This window comes from Lacihabitans sp. CCS-44 (genome assembly GCF_024343735.1).
Taxonomy (GTDB): domain Bacteria; phylum Bacteroidota; class Bacteroidia; order Cytophagales; family Spirosomataceae; genus Leadbetterella.
The window spans coordinates 58,268-77,164 of record NZ_RJUE01000057.1 but is presented as its reverse complement, the minus strand read 5'-3'; the positions used below and the strand labels follow the sequence as shown (position 1 = coordinate 77,164).

The window sequence follows — 18,897 nt, the reverse complement described above, 5'->3', positions numbered from 1 at the left end:
CTGGAAAAACCTTAATCACTTAAATTAAACCTCGCATTCATACCGAATATGGATGAAGTTCTTTCATAAGATAAGGATGTGAATGGCGTGTTAACCAGTCTTTCCCAATACATGCCCATGTTTATCTTTTTGTTGATTTGGTATTGTAGCTGTGGTCTTATTTGAAGGTTATAATTACCTTGAATAGGAACAACATCACCATCCAATCTTCTTTGAAGTACTTTCAAATCTCTGCTTGTTACATCCATTCTGAAATTCAAGTCGTTCTTCAAAACGACCAAGTTTCCGTCTCTACCTCTAAACGGAAGCTTCACGTTGTTACGTTTGAAACCTACTCCAAAAACGAAATCACGGCTATTGTATTCAGCTACCTGAGCGTTAGATAAATTTAATGCTGCCCTACGCTCTTTATTCCAGTTAAACGATCCAGTGAAGTTCTTTTTGGTAGTGAATTGGACACCAATAACGGGCGAGAATTTCTCTTCCATGGTAATTGTACTCATGATAAATGCTGGTGCAAATAGTGGTGTATTATTATTCATCATTGGGATACTTGTATAATTCTCAATAGTTTTATCGCCTAAAGGATAATCTCTGATGGCTAAGTTGAGCAATTGAGAGCCATATTCAAGCGAAGAAGTAAAATTCCCAACGCTGTAAGTTGACGAATATTGGTGACTGAGGGTAATAGAGTTGAACACTTTTTTGAAACCTGGTAGCTTCTCTAAACCCTGATAGTCCAACCGCCAGTTGGGCATCGGGAATGATAAAAATGGATTGAAAGTCTTGCCACCTTTCTTGATGGATTTGGCAAAAATTTTATCCAAAGATTGACCTGAATATGCTGAGAAAAAAGCAGGAATCAGAACATCCTGAGAATTTAGGTCATATTTACCTTCTAGTACCCCTTCACTGTTTGTATTTATACTATTCAACCTATCCACTACTTTTTGGCGGTTGGCCACCATATCGTCAAATATTTGGTATTGGTACAAACTCGCCGAATCATTACTCATTTTTTGAAAGCCCGTTTTAAATGACCAAAATGACATACTAAAATTGCCATTTCTTACAGGGTTCAAGGTATTAAATCCTCCGCCTACGGTTTCTGGTCGGTACATTTCTTGATAACTATCACCACGTGTTAAATTGCCCTTAATTTGCATGGTTAAGCCTTTGAATGGTTCAAGTCTTGTTCCGAAGTTAAACTTCACTCCGCGAGTTTGCGTGAATGGATTGTTTTGAACTATGCTCTTCGAAAGCCAATCTTTTTGGGCTGCTATTTTGTGTATGTTTCTATTTTGACTTCCCATCACAAATTCAATACCTGGAGCAAATTCATTGTTGTTGTCCAATCCAAACAATTTTGGAGTAGGCAAAAATCCAGGCAATAAGGTCGTTTCAAACAAAGCAAAGTCAAAATTTATTCCTCTTAAAGTCATCAGAAGTCGAGTAACACTTTTAGTTACGCTGGTCGACTGAAGTTTAATTTCTTCGTCATCCCCAGGTGCTCTGGTAAATCTTTGTTTTGGTGGGGCAGGCGTGTTGGCGGCTTTTAGAAATCTTATTTTGTTATAAAGCTTTACTAAATCTACCTGTCCGTTTATGGCAATTTCTCTACCGTTTTCTAGCATATTGCCAAAAGCATCACCATTTTCATCTTCAATTTTAAACGAACCAGCCGTATAGCCAAAGTTATTGTTAAATCTTGAATCGGCTTTCATCCAATCTAAAAGGAAGAATTTGTCCAGTGGCAAGCGATAAGTTGCTTGCATTTTTTGGTTATAATTCTTTGCTCTACCCAAAGTTTTTAGGCCTTGGAAAAACTTGATTTCTTCAGTGCCTATTGAATCCACATCGTCTTGAATGGAAGTCATTTGAGCATTGTAAGAGAATACTATTGATTTGGTTAGATTCCATTGGGCATCATAATATCTGTTTCCCAAGAAATATTTGATAATGTTTGGCGAAATGTCTGAGGTCTCAAGTTTGGCGTTTCTATATTGCGTCAAGAAATAACTCTTATCATAATCACCTCTGAAGGCTATCAAATTAGGAATAGGCGAAAGGTTAAACTCTTTTAAGTTTTTGAGAATTGGCCTATCAAAATTTTTGGCTTTTTTGAAAGGTTCCCAAGTAAAGCCCTTTGGCGAATATTGGTAACTCAAGGCGGCCCTTGTTTGTGTCTGCAAGTTCTGATCCAATAAAATGCTTCGTCTCTCTATGCGATTTTGAGCATACGAAACTGTGAAGTTCTCCACATCATAAAAGTGGTCTTTTCTATCAGTTTTTGTTTTGGTTTTTCTTACGTTCGTAAAGTTAAAACCTTTCGTAACAGCATCTTCCTCTACGATTTCTCTGCTAAGGTTTTCTTGAAAAATACTTCTATTAAGCAGAGCGTCCTCTAATCTAATGTCTGGGTCCAGTGGATTGAAAGTTGGGGTAACTATTTGATGGTCGTAATTGGCAAAAAATGGAATGCTCAATCCCCATTTCATCGGGAAAAACTTATCTATGGCAATATTTGATGCTATGCCAAATCCTTTGGAAACCTCACGAGAACGAGTAGATATTCTATCTTGCACTCCACCAAAACCATAATTTTTGAAGTTTCCGTTTAGCATTAATGTTCCTACATCTGCTAGTTTAATATCTGCTGAGAAAATCCCTGCCTCACCATTTTCTTGGTCAAATCCAAACGCTCTAAGCTCATCACACCAAACGGTGAATTCTCTTCCTATGAATTTGTTGATGGTATCGTTGTTTTTAACACCAATCATCATGGTCAGCACATTGCTAAAATCGGGATTTCCAACAACACTTATTTTGTATTTTCTTACAATGCTCTCTTCAATATTGTTATCTCCACTCGCTCCTGAAGCCGTTCCTAAAACGTCAATTAATTTATCTCCGCCATATTTTTGGTTCATCGAGAACATGTTTCTATTTCGCTCTAGCTTTAAGTTTCGAAGCATATCCAAGGGAATATCCAGTTCGTTTTCTTTGGGCCAAATAGAAAATACATCTTGAGAACCGTTTACAGTGGTTTTTAAATTTGGAATTTCAATTTCATAATAGTTGCTTTTCAAGTCTGTTCCAATTCTTACAAAAACACTTGCGATTCCGTCTTGATTATCCTTGTTTTGGGTATGTACAAACATTTTTATGCGTTTGTACATGTTCAAGTCTAATTTAGTGTTTTTAAATACCGCTCTGGCCTCACCACCCTTCAAGTCTTCTACCGACATACTCAAGGATTGCTCGTTCATTTGAGTAAGTATTTGCGTAGTGAAGTCTCTGTCTCTGATGAATCCTGGAGGTACTACATACGGAGTTGTACCCGGTTTTATATTACAATCCCCATCGAGCGGACATCCATTTTCTTCGACGTTAACTGATGAGGTTTTAAAAACTGCAGTGCTAGAGCTATCCTGAGGTACTTCAAATGCACTTTTATCAGTCAAACTGTTGGCATATACCCTATATTGATTCGAAACCAACTGTAAAGATGCAAATCTAAGTACAACGGGTTGTTCCCATTCTGTGGTCACCATTCTAACAAATCTGATAGATTTGAAGCCTTCTTTTCCAACAGGAAAACTTCTGGTTGGTTTTCTGATCGGAATTCTGTGCAAATACCAAGTAGCTCCGTTGGTCGTTACTTGATCTACAATGTAATTGTTTTTTGAAAGAACGCCTGAGTTTGGTGTATTACCTGTAGAAGGATTTAGGTCAATTTCATATTCGAAGTAATCTTCTACCTGATTGATGGTATTGTCTTGATTGATATCTTCTTTATCCGCTAAATTGGTTGACGCTTGGTTGATATTAGAAGAACTATTCAGGTTGGTGGTGTTGGTGCTAATGGGCGGTGCATTATTTTCCATTCCCAAATAATTCTTAAAACGCTCAAGGAATGTCGCATTAGTTTCGTCCCAAATGGGATCAAGAAAATAGTTAAAGTCATCTTTGGAAGGGTCTCTTTTGATGCTTTCTAGTGCTTGTGGGTCGATGTTTTTGCCGTCAAGTGTCGTTAAAAATCCTTTAATTCCTTCCTTATTGTTGATGCTATTGGTGTTTTTATATTCACGCTCTTCGGCATTCGAAAGACCATCCAAGCCCACGTCTTGTTTCAATCTTATGCTTTCGGAATTATCAAATGCATCGGTAATAAACTGCGTCCGAGGAGCCAAACCCCAATCTGTATTTACTGGATTCGACAAACCAGTGGCAGATTCCTTAATTCCATTTTCGAAATTGAATCTGCTATCTGGAACCACATCTTCTGAAATGTCTCCCAATTGTATAAGAAGTTTTCCTCCAGTCGTATTTCTGACGGCTTCGTTTCGATTTGCCCTAACAACATCTGAAAAAGGATCTAATAACCAAAATTCCAAATATTCAATATTAGAGTTATCAAAATCAGCATCGAAAGTTATTCCTCTCATCACTGCACCAAAGTTTTTCTTTGGGTCGGGTAGTTTTCCTTGAGGGTTTAAGTTCGGGTTGTAATTGTACATTCCCGGCTCAGAGGGGAAGTATGATAAGTCAAAAATGGCAGAAGGCAACTGTTGAGCAAATACTTGGCGACTTCTTCCTGGGAAGATATCTTGAATTTGAAAACCTTTGGTATAAATATTACCATTCGCCTCATTTTTTAATTCTTCAGGAATGATGCTGTTTGATCCAAAACCTTGAGAAATGTAGGCGGACATATCCACCGTATAAGCTGAAATTTTGGCTCGGTTATAATTATATGCGTATTGATTTTTTGGAAAATCAGGATTGGTCTTTAAGATAGCATCCGGCGTTGAGGCCAGTCTCCATTTGGTAGGCTGTCTGCTTAGATCATTTATGTTTCTGGCAAACTCAAAATCATCAATCATAGAGTTGCCTTTTACCTTCTTATTGTTTACTCCTGGTCGCAATTGAGCAAATTCTGCATTCAGAATAATTGTTGATGGTTCTTTGGTTTGAATTCCAGGCAAGGCATCCAACATTTTGGTTAATCCCATGAAGTCTCTTTTGAGGTTCATGTCCAATCCCCACATGGTATTGTTTACGGGCTCATTGCCAATCGCTGTTCTGGTAATAAATCCAGGAGTATTTTCTTTCAAGGAAAGCACTGTACCGCCGATTCTCAAATATCTACTAACCGTATAGTCAAACCGCATGCCGAACAAACGGCGAATTTGAGCCTGAAAAATATCTGGTTTTTCATAATCGATTCTTATTTGTCTTCCCGAGCTTAGAATACTTTGATTGGTAATTATTATGGTACCCTGTTGGGTATCAACGGTATAATCTACGCCTTGTTTTAGCTCATTGCCTCCTGCGTAGACCCTTACCGATGCTCCCGATGCTCCCAAGGGAAGAGAAATTTCTGATCCACCCGATTGAACGCTTCCAGAGATGAAAAACTTGTTTTTTAGACTCACTTGCTGGGCATCCATCAAGGTCTTTTTGTAAAGTTCTTCGAAAACGTATTTTTTCTGTAAATCTGGTTCGCCTTCAAATAGCTTACTGATATGACTTCCGAAGGGCTCCAAAACTGGAAAAATTATCCTTCCGTATTTTTCATTGATGGTGACATTCTCAACATAGTCAAAGTTGCCATCTTTTTTGGGGTCGTTGTTAAAATTGAGTTTGTCTAATCTCAAAGCCTCAATCAAAGGCACGTTGGCAAAGTTTTTACCTTCTTTAAGATTGGGCGTGTCCATGCCCGTTTGATCGTCTTTGTAAACAATTCTTAGCTGGAAACCTTCCTTTTTGATTTGTCCCTGGGCTAAAGAATATACGTTTTTCATCATCAGATTCCACATCGGGTTGTTCAGGCGGTTTCTGATGGTTGAAGACTTCAGCATTTTCAAAATGATAACTTCGTCTTCTTTTCTGCTCACATAATCTTCTGTTAACTCACCAACTTTGTAGGCACGTCCTTGGTAGGTATATTCATAGGCTACCGAAAGAATCTCGTCGTTTCTTAAGGGAGAAAGCAGTGAAATATATCCCAACTCAGGCTGGATTTCAAACTCTCTGTCTGTTAGTTTTTTTGCTCCTCTTAATAATTCAAAATCTTCTCCATTTTTAAGGCCCATTCCCGAAAGTATATTTCCACTGTTGTCTATTCTTCTGAAAGATTCATTGTTTACCAAGCCAGTAAACAGGTTATTAGACTTATTGTCAGCAGCAGGAATGCTGTTGTTCGGAATAACAATGTCTGTTCGGTATGGATTTTTCTCTGCCAAGTCACTCAATCCAACCAGATTTCTCATCGAACTCACATTGTTGGTTCTGTTGGTTACATATACCTCTATTCTAGTTATTCTTACACCTGACGTAACCATGGGCAGGTTTTTCAAAGATTTCTCAAACTGGTCTCTGAAAAAATGAGAAAGGAAAAAGTGTCGATTTTCGTCGTAATTATCGCACCGAAGCTCAAATCCTCTGCTCTGGCTTCCACCATTGATTATGATTGATTCTGTTCTGGAGTTTTGTTGGGCAAAAACCGTAGTAACATCAAGTTTGCCAAACTTCATTCCGAGTTTTACACCCATCAAGTTTTGCACTCCGGGTATTAATTGGCTTCTATTCGGCATAGAGATATTACCCAATTCAACCTTTTGTAAAATATCCTCTGGTTCGTTTTTGAAATTCAGTTTAAATTTATTCTCCATCCCAAAAGAAGACTTGGTATCAAAATTCCCAAGAATGTTCATTTTCTCTTTGGTCTGACCAGCTTTTCTAAGAATATTGGTCAGATCTTGAAGTCGAGGACTGCTGTTCGGGTTTTGGGTGTTTGAATTCTCAAAATCTTCGGCATTGGGATTGTTATTTTGACCTCCCCCAAAAAGATTGTTAAAGTTTATCGCAATTTGTTGGTCCCAATCAAAAATCGGTTGTCTTCTTAGAGCCAATGGCGTCATTGGATTGTTGGTAAACTGCGTTCCTGCTCTCAAGTCAACACTTACATAGCCATTGGGTTTAAATTCTGGCACTTTGTCACCAAAAATCCGGTCCATGATAGGGTTTTTCTCCAAAAGCGGGTTTATCCTCTTTCCAGAAGTTGAGGTATTGCCATCTTGAGCCCTTTCAATATCTCTTATAATGCTTTGCCTAAGCATGGCATTTTGAATGCTTGAATACTCATTAAAAGTCAGGGATTGAGGAATTTTGACATTTACCGAATTGCTGAGTTTTTCATCAATACTAAAGTTGTTCTTTTCAGAATTGTACAAAACCTTGGTTTTGAGACTGTCAGGACTAATAGTAAGTAAAGGAGATAGCTTATAGTTGAATCTGTTAAGGTAAGTGTCTTTCCAAGTATTTAAATAGTTGTTGGTTTTCTTACTCGCGAGTGAATCAGTAACAGTTAACTGGGCTTTCGCAGAAAATGCGAAGCTTAAAAGCGTTAGGAGTACGAGTTTATAAGGTATTTTTAGGTGCATAAAAAGAGAATGCAATTCAGAGATTTATAGCTTTAAACGTCTAAAATCTTGCCATTATTCTAAAAACGAAGATTTTTTATTGAACGTTATTCTATCTTAAAGACAGTTTTATCAATTCTTCAAGGGTAATGTCGCCCCCAGTGCGTTTTAGTAGATTATCAATACTTTTTTCAGCAGCCGCTTTTGGAATACCCAAAGTCACTAAAGCAGACAAAGCTTCAGAGCGTAAAGTATGGTTGGCAGATGTAAACATACTTGGGTTTATTCCTTCAGCCATTATGTCTTTTTTGAGCTTATCCTTCAATTCAATAACAGCCCTCTGAGCAGTTTTGGCACCGATTCCCTTAATGTTTTGAATCGTTTTTACGTCTTCAGATATGATGGCTTGCTTTATTTCCATAGAGTCCATACTCGACAAAAACACCAAAGCTATGCTAGGCCCAATGCCAGAAACACTAATGAGGTTTTCGAATAATTCTCTTTCAGATTTTGTAAAAAAACCAAAAAGCTGATGAGAGTCTTCTCTTATTATTTGGACAGTATGCAAAAGGCAATTTTCTGCCGAGTTTTGAAGTGCAGAATACGTTTGAAGTGATATTTTTACCCAATAACCAACTCCGGAGACATCAATTATTACGTGTGTGGGTTCTTTTTCTACGAGTCTGCCTTTAAGAAATGCAATCATATTTATAATTTAAGTGCCATTCAAACCCAAAAATACCTAAAAAATGCCAAATTCGACAATATTGACACCAAAAACTCCTATTTGGCCCTCCAAATTAAATCAAAATCAAACCAGCCTAACAACCATCAATAAATCTTAGATTTTATCTCAGCCTCTGAAATTACTCCCGTGTGACGCCAAACTTGCTTGCCATTTTTGTAGAGAATCATGGTTGGGATTTCCGAAACTTCAAGATTTTCGGTCATACTGGTGTTTTTGTCTGCATCTATTTTGAGCAGATTTAACTCTTTATATTCTTGGTCTATTTTATAGAGAATGGGGGCCATTTTTTTGCAAGGGCCACACCAGTCAGCATAAAAATCGACCAAAACCCATTTGTTATTTCTGATAAGCGTGTAGTAGTTGTCACTAGAAATAAAACCCAAAGGTTCGAAAGTCTTCTTGCTGGAAGTATAAGGTTTGGAGTTGGATATCCATTTTTCAAATCCACCTTTTAGAATTGTGATATTTTCATAACCCAACTCAGAAAGATATGAAGCGGCATCTTCACTATTTTTTCCAGATTGGCAATATAGTATAAGTTGAGTTTTTTTTGAGTAAATGCTCTTCATATAATCCTCGAAATCAGCCCTTAAGTAGTCAATATGAATGGCTTTTTTAATGTGTCCAGCCTCGAATTCTCCTTTCGTACGAAGGTCTATTAAATGGAGTGGATTTGCTAACTTTATGGTCTTATCGAATTCATTTGGAGCCAGAGAGAGGTGGTTACCTTGTGAAAAAGAACAGAATGAAATCAATAAAAAAAATAGCGTCGTCTTTTGCATTTAATTACAATGGTTTTTCTAAAGAAACGTATGCAAATATTGTACTAATATAAATTTGGAATATAAATTTATTGCAAATTTTGATTTTTAATTTATGGCAATACGCCAAATAATCCTTTAATTTGCAGTGTTTTTTCAAGTTATTTCATTTTGTAATGCTTGCTTTACGCTATGAATAAGCCAAAATTTTACATTTAATTTTAAGAAAATGAGTCAAATCGTTAAAATTCATGCCAGACAAATCTTGGATTCAAGAGGCAATCCTACTGTAGAAGTAGATGTATTAACAGAAAATGGGTATTTGGGTCGTGCAGCGGTACCTTCTGGTGCTTCTACAGGTGTTCACGAGGCTGTTGAGCTTCGTGATGACGACGACAAAGTATATGTAGGTAAAGGTGTTTTGAAAGCTGTAAAAAATGTTAATGAAGAAATTGCAGCCGAGCTTTTGGGTGTAAATGTTTTCGAACAAAATTACATCGACAAAACGATGATAGAATTGGACGGAACTGCCAATAAAGGTAATTTGGGTGCCAACGCTATTTTGGGTGTTTCTTTGGCAGTTGCCAAAGCTGCTTGTCAAGAGGCTGGTTTACCATTGTACAGATATTTGGGTGGTGTTAATGCTAACACATTGCCTGTTCCGATGATGAACATCTTGAACGGTGGTTCACATGCGGACAATTCAATTGATTTTCAAGAGTTTATGGTAATGCCAGCTGGTGCTGCTACATTCTCTGATTCATTGAGAATGGGTACTGAGATTTTCCATAATCTTAAAAAAGTATTGAAATCAAAAGGATATTCTACCAACGTAGGTGATGAGGGTGGATTTGCTCCAAACATTGGATCTAATGAAGAAGCAATTGAAATCGTTTTGACTTCAATCGAAAAAGCAGGTTTCAAACCAGGTGAAGACGTATTCATCGCTATGGATGCCGCTGCTTCTGAGTTTTATGATGCCAAAACAGGTCTTTACACATTCAAGAAATCAAGTGGTAAGTCGTTGAACTCTATGGAAATGGCTGCTTATTGGAATGAGTGGGTTGACAAATATCCAATCAAATCTATTGAAGACGGTATGGCAGAAGATGACTGGGCTGGATGGGCTGAATTGACTAGATTGTCTGGTAAGAAAATTCAGTTGGTAGGTGACGATTTGTTCGTAACCAACGTGAAAAGATTACAAGAAGGTATTGATCAAGACATTGCAAACGCTATTTTGGTGAAAGTAAACCAAATCGGTTCTTTGACAGAAACTATCGATGCTGTAAACTTGGCTCACAGAAATAAATACAAGAGTATCATGTCGCACCGTTCTGGTGAAACTGAAGATGCTACCATTGCTGACTTGGCTGTTGCATTGAACTGTGGTCAAATCAAAACTGGTTCGGCTTCGCGTTCGGACAGAATGGCAAAATACAATCAATTATTGAGAATCGAGGAAGAATTGGGTGACTTGGCTTATTTCCCTGGTCTAAAATTCTAAGTCGGCACTTCGGTTTCGCTCAGTGACCAAGGGTTTCGCTCAGTGACCGAGGGTGCTAATTGATTATTTTGTAAATAAATATTGAAGCGTTGGAGATTTTTTCTCCAACGTTTTTTTGTTTGTTAGGACTTTTTTATATTTGAGTGATTTTAAAATTTATGCCTTCCTAAAATGAAAAAAATATCTTCATCCTTCTTTGTGAAATATCGATTTTATGTCATTTCTTCGTTGGTACTAGCTGTTTGGTTAATTTTTTTTGACAGGTCAAATCTTATCAAACAATTTGACATGGCACTAGAATTGAGGCATTTACAATCTCAACGAGTTTTTTTTGAGCAAGAACTTGAAAATATCAAACAAGAAGAAAAAGAGGTTCTTGGTAGTTATACCTCCCTTGAAAAGTATGCAAGAGAAAAATACCTGATGAAAAAGGAAGGCGAAACAGTATTTGTTTTGGTAGACGAAAATGATAAACCTTTGTCTGAAAAAGAATAAAAATTCGCATGAGAAAAGTGCTTTTTGTATGCTTAGGTAATATTTGTAGAAGCCCAATAGGCGAAGCTACTTTCAATGAAATAGCTAGAGAAAAGGGTGTTTCTGAAAATTTATGGGCAGATTCTGCGGGAGTTATGGGATGGCATGTTGGCAAAAAGGCTGATCAAAGAACCATTAAAAATGCCGCAAAACACAATATAGAAATCACACATTTGGGTCGAAAATTGAGTACCAAAGATTTAGATGATTTTGACCATATTGTGGTGATGGACGAGCAAAATTTTGAAGATGTCCATAAGTTCTATTATGACAATAAGAAAACCCCGCCTTCGGCCGAAAAATTGTTTTTAATCAGAGATTTTGATCCAACAGTTAGAGGTGTGCATGATGTCAAAGATCCTTATTATGAGGGAGAAGAGGTTTTTGAAGAAGTTTTTCAAACACTTTGGAGAAGCAATGAATCCCTTGTTGAGCATTTAATTGAAAAACATGACATCCAATCAAAAGAGGATACTCAATAGTTTAAATCGTAGGATTTCTAAATTCGAATCAACTGAATTGGCGAAAGAAATATATGCTGATGAAGCATTTGCCTCCAGTATTTTTAAAAAACTAGAATCTGGAAATGCGAAAGTAGCCTCTAATATATTGTGGTCATTTAGAAGTTTAAAACGGCAAGAATTACCAATAGTTCACAATCTTTGTCACAAGATTTTATGCTTAATTGAGGAATTTCCTGAGGAAGAGGGAATTCTAAGAGACGGAACTGCTTTGCTTCAAGAAATTCAAATTCCAGAAGATTTGCAAAGTAAAGTCTTCGATATGTGCTTTGGGTTTCTTCAGAATAGCACATCTTCAATAGCTTCTAAAGCATTTTTAATGACAGTTTGTTATCGAATTGCTGAATCATTTCCGGAACTTTTAAAGGAGCTGGCATTGCAAATTCAAGAAAATATTTTTCTACAAGGCAGTACTTCACCCGGGATTTACACAAGAGGAAATGCGGTATTGAAAAAAATCAATCAACGTTTGCGTAAATAGTGTCCATAATCCTCACAAGATCTTCGTAGTCTTTGTCGCTCAAGTTTTCCCATGATTTTTTTCTTCCTTTAGCTATGATTGCAAAAGCTTTCTTGTGTAAGTCTTTTCCCAAAGGTGTAAGTTCCAAAATGAATTTTCGGCGATCACTGACAGACATTTTTCTGACTATAAACTCTTTCTTTACCAAAATATCGAGAATCCTAGTAACAGTTGGAGCATCTTTGCATGTAAGAGCCCCAAGTTCATTTTGGCTAATACCTACATTAGGCATAATGTGATCTAAAACTACCCATTGGTCTACTGTAAGGTCAATTTGTGCTTCAGTTAGGTTCTTTTGCATAAACGATCTTATACGTTTAATAGTAGAATCTATTTTAAAAAAATAGGCTCTTTTGTCAGAATGGGTCATAGGTTTTTATAGGTTTGTGCGAATATAAGAATAATTATTTGGTCAAATATTGTTAAGGCAACTATTTTTTTGACTTAAATTACCCTTAACTTTGGAATTACCCTTAAAAGTTTCCAGGATATAAAATGTTTAATTAAAAAACCATGAAGAAGATTCTTAAGTTTTTTGCTTATTTATTACTATTTGTATTTATAGTCTTTGTTATTTCAATTGAAAGGATTGATAGAGTTCCTTTTGAAAAAACTGAACATTTTAAAAAATGGCAAAAACAATTCGCTGAGCAAAAGTTTTCTATGAGTGAAGGAGATGTGTCTGTCGGCTGGTCGAAAATAAACATTACACCATCAGTACATGGTCCTATGGCTGGCTATGGATCACGTAAAGGAAAGGCATTTGAGGTAATTCATGATTCTGTATTTGTGAGAGTTTTGGCTGTGGAGAATGGGAACAGAATCGCATATTTTTTATCGGCTGATATGTTAATTATTCCTCCAAATGTAACAGAAAAGCTTCAAAGTTTATTAAAATCAAAGTCTATCAGCTTAAAAGATGTGCATCTCTCTGCTACTCATACCCACAATAGTTTGGGAGGATGGGGAAATAGTCTTACAGGAAGGTTATTTGCGGGTTCATATGACCCAAAAATTGAGCAAAATTTAGCAGGTAAATTCCTGAAAGCCATTCTGAATTCAAAGAGCAACCTCAAACCTGCAAAATTGTATTATTCTGAAAGCGTTGATAAAGAGGATATTAGAAATAGATTAGGTATTGATGATGGTTGGGTGGATTCAGAGATTAGATCGATTATTTTCAAGCGGAATGATGGATCTAAAGCCAATTTGATAACCTATGGAGCCCATTCTACGGTTTTGAATTCCAAAACTATGGCTATTTCTAGAGATTATCCTGGTGTAGTTATGGATTCTTTGGAAAAGGGAAATAAGACTTTCGGGATATTTATGGCTGGTGCAGTAGGCAGCATGGGACCTATTGAAAAAGGAAAAGATGATTTTGATGAAGTCAATAATCAGGCAAAAGGTGTTCTAAAGCATCTATCTTTTTCTGAAAACCGCGAAATCGTAGGTGCATTAATAAGTGAATATCTGGAAGTTCCGATGAATAAACCGTCTGCAAGGTTAACGCAGAATTACGCTTTGAGACCATGGGCTTTTAAGTATTTATTTGGTGATTATCCCACATTTGTTAAAATCACAAAACTGGGTAATACACTTATTTTAGGGATGCCTTGTGATTTTTCCGGAGAATTAATGATTGAGTTGGATGCTTATGCAAAGTCTAAAGGTATCGATCTCATTATCACGAGTTTTAATGGTAGCTATGTGGGATATATTACCTCAGACAGACTTTATGACAGAGACCTTTACGAAACGACCACGATGTCGTGGTATGGTTATCAAAATGGTGCATACTTTTCTAGAATAGTGAAGGATATCGTAGATAAAGTGAGCAAATAGAAAAAAAAGAATATCATTTTTCAACTTCTACCCGGATACAAATAAAGAAATTGACTTAATTTTTTAAAAAATTATATTATTCCATTTTTGCTAAGGCTCAAAAGCTTTTTTTAAGAAATTATTAATGGCTCAGAAGCTTTTTTTGAAAAATTATTGTTTGATTTACGGGAATTAATCAAATTGTCACCTTGGAAAGATTCAAGAAAATATTGATTCTGGTAATTATCCTGCTGCTTGGAATAAGCACTGGAGACAGCTATGCTAGAAGTCTATTTTCAAATGAAAAGGCCCACGCCAGAGATGGTTATAACGAATTTGATTCTAAAAAGACCGCACTAAATATTTTCCTTTTTTCTTCAGAAATTGAAGATGTTTCGGAGGAATCTTCTGATGAAGATACAGATTCTAACGAGGAGTTTTGTATCTTCTATTCGGCTGGTACAAATTATTTCACACAAACTTTCAAGAGCGGTTCTAATTCAGCCACTCGTACTTCATCACAATTATTTACAAAACTTTCACTCTTTATAATCTTCAGAAATCTCAGAATATGAGATGTTTAACATTAATTGATTGATTTGAAAAAATCAAAAATTTAAGCGTTAACCTCACAAGCAAGAAGCCATTTTGCTTGCTAAAATTCTGAAATATGATATCAAAAACTGATATTGCTGGATTTGATGAGCAACATTTGTTGCATCAACTGGCACACTATTTACCAGCACAAGCTCCGCTCAAGGATTTTGTGCATCACAATACTTTACATGGTTTTCAGCATCTAAAATTTGAAGATGCTTTAAGAACTGCAAGAACAATTTTTGGTTATAAAACCTCACTTTCCATAAAGGAATTTAGGTCGTTTTATGAAGAAGGAAAAATTTCCGAGTCTGCTTTGTTTAAGGTTATCGTGAAAGAAAAAGGAGACGAAAATCTTGGTTATTGGTTAGATACGCTCAAAAATAAATATTTGGACAACAACGCCAATGAGCGGATTGGTGCTGTTAGAAATTATTGGAAAGAAATATATCAAATAGATCTGGATTCGGTCATTCAACCTATTTTGTTCCGACTTCTATGTAGTTATTTAGACCAAGGAATTGCCATTTGGAGGTTTCCGATAGACAAGTTGGGCTTTCTAGAATCTCTTCAAGAGCTAGAGAAAAATGGAGTTTCTTCTATTTTTAAAACTTCAAAAATCAAGAAAATCTTTCTAGATGGCAATTATACCTTGTCTGAATTATTGCTCAACTTAGTAGGTGATGAAAGTCTCTATGAGCAGTATGTTTTTGACCAACAGTTTTCACATCAAGGTTGGTCAGGGATGGTTTCCGTAATAGAAAATCTTCCTGAAACGCTACTTGAAACGCGTCGAATTAGTTTGTTAGAGTTGATAAAGTTAGAATGTTTACTCGAATTGGACGCCATTGAGGACAAAATGGGGGAGAATTGGAAGCCTTTGAGCTCGACCATTATTCATAAACCCACTCCTCTTTTTAGTGAAATTCCTCTGACCGAGTATTTTGAAGCCATACATATTTGGCAGAAGGCGTTTGAGTGGACTTACTACGATGAAGTTTTAAATGGTCTTAGGGAAAACACAAAATTTGAAAATGCTGAAAAGGTTTTTGAAAAGACTTTTCAGGCCATGTTTTGCATTGATGACAGAGAGTGTTCTTTTCGCCGATATTTAGAACTCGAAGACCCCAATTGTGAAACATTCGGCACGCCTGGTTTTTTTGGAGTCGAGTTTTTTTTCAAGCCAATTGAAGGTAAATTCTATACAAAAGTTTGCCCAGCACCTGTCACTCCCAAATTCTTGATAAAAGAGGATGGCTTAGTTAGAAAAATGGAAAAGGACGCTCATTTCTCTAAACACAGCCATAACTTCATAAGTGGCTGGCTAATAGCTCAAACCTTGGGATTTTGGTCGGCATTTAAGTTGTTTCTCAATATCTTTAAACCATCCATGGGGCCGATGGTAAGTCACTCTTTTAAGCACATGGATAGCAATTCTAATTTGTCTATCGACCATAATTTTGAATTTGAAACTGACCTTCAAGTTGGATTTAAAGTAGAAGAAATGGTGGACAGAGTAGAGAATGTTTTAAAGAGCATTGGCTTAGTTAAGAATTTTGCCCCATTGGTTTATGTTGTTGGACACGGAGCCAGCAGTATAAATAATCCCCATTATGCCGCATACGACTGCGGTGCATGTTCGGGTAGGGCAGGGTCTGTAAATTCAAGGGTTTTTTCTTATATGGCTAATAAATCTGAGGTTAGACGAGAACTTTCAAATAGAGGAATTCTGATTCCAGAAGGAACTAGATTTATTGGAGGATTAAGAGACACTACCAGGGATGAAATTATGTTTTATGATGAAGAAAGTCTTTCTGAATCTCAAAAGGTTTTACATAAAGCAAATTTAAGAAAGTTTTCTTACGCCTCTAAAAGCAATTCAAAAGAGCGTTCTAGAAGATTTGAGTCAATCAATACCAAAAGTACTTCTGACGATATTCATCATAGAATATTGGAAAGATCTGTTTCACTTTTTGAACCAAGACCAGAACTCAATCATGCCACCAATGCACTTTGTATTGTTGGTAAACGAACCTTAACCAAGGGTTTGTTTTTGGACAGAAGGTCGTTCCTGAATTCTTATGATGCCAGCATTGACCCTGATGGAAAGCGATTGTTAGGGATTTTAAATGCCGCAGTGCCAGTTTGTGGGGGTATAAACTTGGAGTATTATTTCTCCAGGGTGGATAATCAAAAATTGGGTGCTGGCTCTAAGTTGCCGCACAATGTGATGGGACTCTTTGGGGTAGCCAACGGTATAGACGGTGATTTGCGTCCAGGATTACCCAATCAAATGATTGAAGTCCACGACCCCGTTCGACTTTTGATGGTGATTGAGCAGAATGCAGCCATTGTGCTAGATGTCATTCAACGTAATAATGCGACCTATGAATGGATTAAAAACGGATGGGTTATGATGGCCACAATAGATCCCAATACTTCGGAGATTTCGGTTTTTGAGGACGAAAAAATGGTTTCATACAGCCCACCGGAAGTAATTATTGATGGAGTCATTAATTTTGATGAGGTCATTGAGAGTAGTATGGACAATTTGAGAATATTTAAATATGAGAATTGATATGGAAATAGTACTGCAGATTTTTATTTTAATTCCATTTGTCGGATTCTTATTAAGTCTTTTGATACCTGAAAACAAAGAGAGTTTTTTGTCGTGGTTAGCTGTAACTGTTATCGGGCTACAATTAATTCTGTCAATTTGTTTTACGATTCTTTGGCTTTTCAAAGGCAGAGTTTCGGTCGGTTTTGATTCATTTAGTCTTTATCAAACAAATGGATATAGTTTTTTTCTTTCCTTTTATTTTGACAAAATCTCTGCAATATATTTACTGGTTGGGGGCATCTTGGTTTCGTTGGTAACGCGTTTCAGTAGGTATTATTTACACAGAGAGCCTGGCTATAAAAGGTTTTTTAATACTGTTTTGTTTTTCTATACGGGGTATAGCTTAACTGTCTTATCAGGGAACTTGGAAACCTTGTTTATAGGATGGGAAATTTTGGGTATTTGTTCATTTCTGCTTATTGCCTTTTATCGTAACAGATATTTACCAGTTAAAAATGCGGTCAAGGTTTTTTCAGTGTATAGAATCGGCGATATTGGAATCATTTTGGCCATGTGGATGAGCCATCATTTGTGGCATGAAAATATAACTTTTCAAAAGCTGAATAATTACGAGTTGGTTCATGAGCATTTGTTAAGTCATTCATCTATAGGTGTTTTTATAGCTATGATGTTGGTTTTGGCTGCAGCTGTTAAATCGGCCCAATTACCTTTTTCGAGTTGGTTGCCCAGAGCCATGGAAGGTCCCACACCATCGAGTGCTATTTTTTATGGTTCACTTTCGGTACATATTGGTGTGTTTTTGTTGCTTAGGACATTCCATTTTATTGAGCAACAAACATCCGTTAGGGTATTTATCGCCATTCTGGGTTTAGTAACTGCTTTGGTAGCAACCGGAATAGGAAGGGTTCAATCGTCCATTAAAAGCCAGATTGCTTATGGCTCAATTGCACAAATCGGTGTGATTTTCATTGAAGTAGCCTTAGGCTTTCAAAATCTGGCATTATTTCATTTTGCAGGTAATGCATTTTTGCGAACTTATCAATTGTTGGTCTCTCCATCGGTGGTTACTTACCTAATTAGAGAGCAATTTTACAGATACTCCCCAGACGATAAATCGATTGAGTCAAAATATCCAATCAAAATGGCCAATTCTCTTTATATTCTTTGTTTGAAAGAATTTAATCTGGACAATATGATGTATAAATTTCTATGGAATCCGATGAAAATTCTTGGAAAAAAAATACGCTTTTTGAGTCTGAATCAGCTTATCATGATATTTGTTCCACTGTATTTTGGAGGAATATTACTTTGGGTTTATCAAGCTAATTTTTCCGCTTTTTTCATCCATTTATTGCCCATAGTCTTTTCATTAATTGGGCTCTTGATGGTACTTAAGGCTTTCACAGAAAGATATAGAGCCAGGATGTCATGGGTTTTAATCTTGTTAAATCATGCTTGGGTGGCTTTGTCTATATCCTTCAATGAGCATTTTAGCTTGGGCCACGTATTGCTTTATTTGAGTGGAATTCTTGTGATGGGGTTGTTTGGGTACTTAACGCTCAGGAGAATTAAACGCCTTGAAGGCAATATCGATTTGGACAGATTTCATGGCTACGTTTATGAGCATCCCAAAATTGCCTTTGCATTCTTTTTGGCATGTTTAGGGGTCAGCGGTTTCCCTATCACCCCGTCTTTCATTGGTGAAGACCTCATTTTTTCTCATATACATGAGGATCAACTACTGTTAGCTTTTCTTACGGCATTAAGCCTGATTATTGACGGTTTGGCTATTATCAGGATTTTCGCCAGGGTATTTTTTGGGCCGCATACAAAAACCTACCATGAGGTGGCCTATCGTTCGTCATGATTAATCTTTA

The 18,897-nt window shown here is 36.7% G+C and carries 12 protein-coding genes; 8 read left to right on the top strand and 4 right to left on the bottom strand.

The genetic code is table 11. From position 1 onward, the window contains the following. Window positions 1-11: 11 nt before the first annotated feature. From sprA to EGI26_RS12020, 3 genes are all read right to left on the bottom strand, one after another. Window positions 12-7,448, bottom strand: a complete 7,437-nt coding sequence (gene sprA, locus EGI26_RS12030) for a cell surface protein SprA (protein WP_255078619.1) — start codon at window positions 7,446-7,448, stop codon at window positions 12-14. 91 nt (window positions 7,449-7,539) lie between these two features. Then, on the bottom strand, window positions 7,540-8,133 hold the full coding sequence (gene ruvA / locus EGI26_RS12025) for a Holliday junction branch migration protein RuvA (protein WP_255078616.1): 594 nt from the start codon (window positions 8,131-8,133) through the stop codon (window positions 7,540-7,542). Between the two features lie 125 nt (window positions 8,134-8,258). Further along, complete coding sequence (locus EGI26_RS12020) at window positions 8,259-8,957, bottom strand: thioredoxin domain-containing protein (RefSeq protein WP_255078615.1); 699 nt, start codon at window positions 8,955-8,957, stop codon at window positions 8,259-8,261. A 208-nt stretch (window positions 8,958-9,165) separates the two neighbouring features. Between EGI26_RS12020 and eno the strand changes: the two genes are divergently transcribed. The 4 genes from eno to EGI26_RS12000 all read left to right on the top strand — a co-directional run bounded on the left by eno (window position 9,166) and on the right by EGI26_RS12000 (window position 11,979). Next, window positions 9,166-10,443, top strand: coding sequence for a phosphopyruvate hydratase (eno, locus tag EGI26_RS12015; protein ID WP_255078612.1), 1,278 nt, complete (start codon window positions 9,166-9,168; stop codon window positions 10,441-10,443). Between the two features lie 171 nt (window positions 10,444-10,614). Continuing rightward, the gene (locus EGI26_RS12010; RefSeq protein WP_255078611.1) at window positions 10,615-10,938 is read left to right on the top strand and encodes a septum formation initiator family protein; all 324 of its coding nucleotides are present in this window, start codon (window positions 10,615-10,617) and stop codon (window positions 10,936-10,938) included. 8 nt (window positions 10,939-10,946) lie between these two features. Then, a complete protein-coding gene (locus EGI26_RS12005; protein WP_255078609.1) occupies window positions 10,947-11,459 on the top strand; it encodes a low molecular weight protein-tyrosine-phosphatase in 513 nt (170 codons plus the stop codon). 37 nt (window positions 11,460-11,496) lie between these two features. Beyond that, window positions 11,497-11,979, top strand: coding sequence for a hypothetical protein (locus EGI26_RS12000; protein ID WP_255078608.1), 483 nt, complete (start codon window positions 11,497-11,499; stop codon window positions 11,977-11,979). Here the strand turns inward: EGI26_RS12000 and EGI26_RS11995 are convergent. Next, window positions 11,957-12,388, bottom strand: coding sequence for a MarR family winged helix-turn-helix transcriptional regulator (locus EGI26_RS11995; RefSeq protein WP_255078605.1), 432 nt, complete (start codon window positions 12,386-12,388; stop codon window positions 11,957-11,959). The two genes, EGI26_RS12000 and EGI26_RS11995, sit on opposite strands and share 23 nt — an antisense overlap. 143 nt (window positions 12,389-12,531) lie before the next feature. On the opposite strand from EGI26_RS11995, the gene EGI26_RS11990 reads away from it, so the two are divergent. From EGI26_RS11990 to EGI26_RS11975, 4 genes are all read left to right on the top strand, one after another. Next, on the top strand, window positions 12,532-13,863 hold the full coding sequence (locus EGI26_RS11990) for a neutral/alkaline non-lysosomal ceramidase N-terminal domain-containing protein (RefSeq protein WP_255078603.1): 1,332 nt from the start codon (window positions 12,532-12,534) through the stop codon (window positions 13,861-13,863). A 188-nt stretch (window positions 13,864-14,051) separates the two neighbouring features. Then, window positions 14,052-14,417 carry a hypothetical protein gene (locus EGI26_RS11985; protein ID WP_255078600.1) on the top strand — a complete coding sequence of 122 codons (366 nt, stop codon included), beginning with the start codon at window positions 14,052-14,054 and terminating at the stop codon, window positions 14,415-14,417. 95 nt (window positions 14,418-14,512) lie between these two features. After that, window positions 14,513-17,017, top strand: a complete 2,505-nt coding sequence (locus EGI26_RS11980) for a YbcC family protein (protein ID WP_255078599.1) — start codon at window positions 14,513-14,515, stop codon at window positions 17,015-17,017. 1 nt (window position 17,018) lies between these two features. Beyond that, window positions 17,019-18,887: a proton-conducting transporter membrane subunit gene (locus EGI26_RS11975; protein WP_255078597.1), complete on the top strand. Its 1,869-nt coding sequence runs from the start codon at window positions 17,019-17,021 to the stop codon at window positions 18,885-18,887. The last annotated feature ends 10 nt before the right edge of the window (window positions 18,888-18,897 follow it).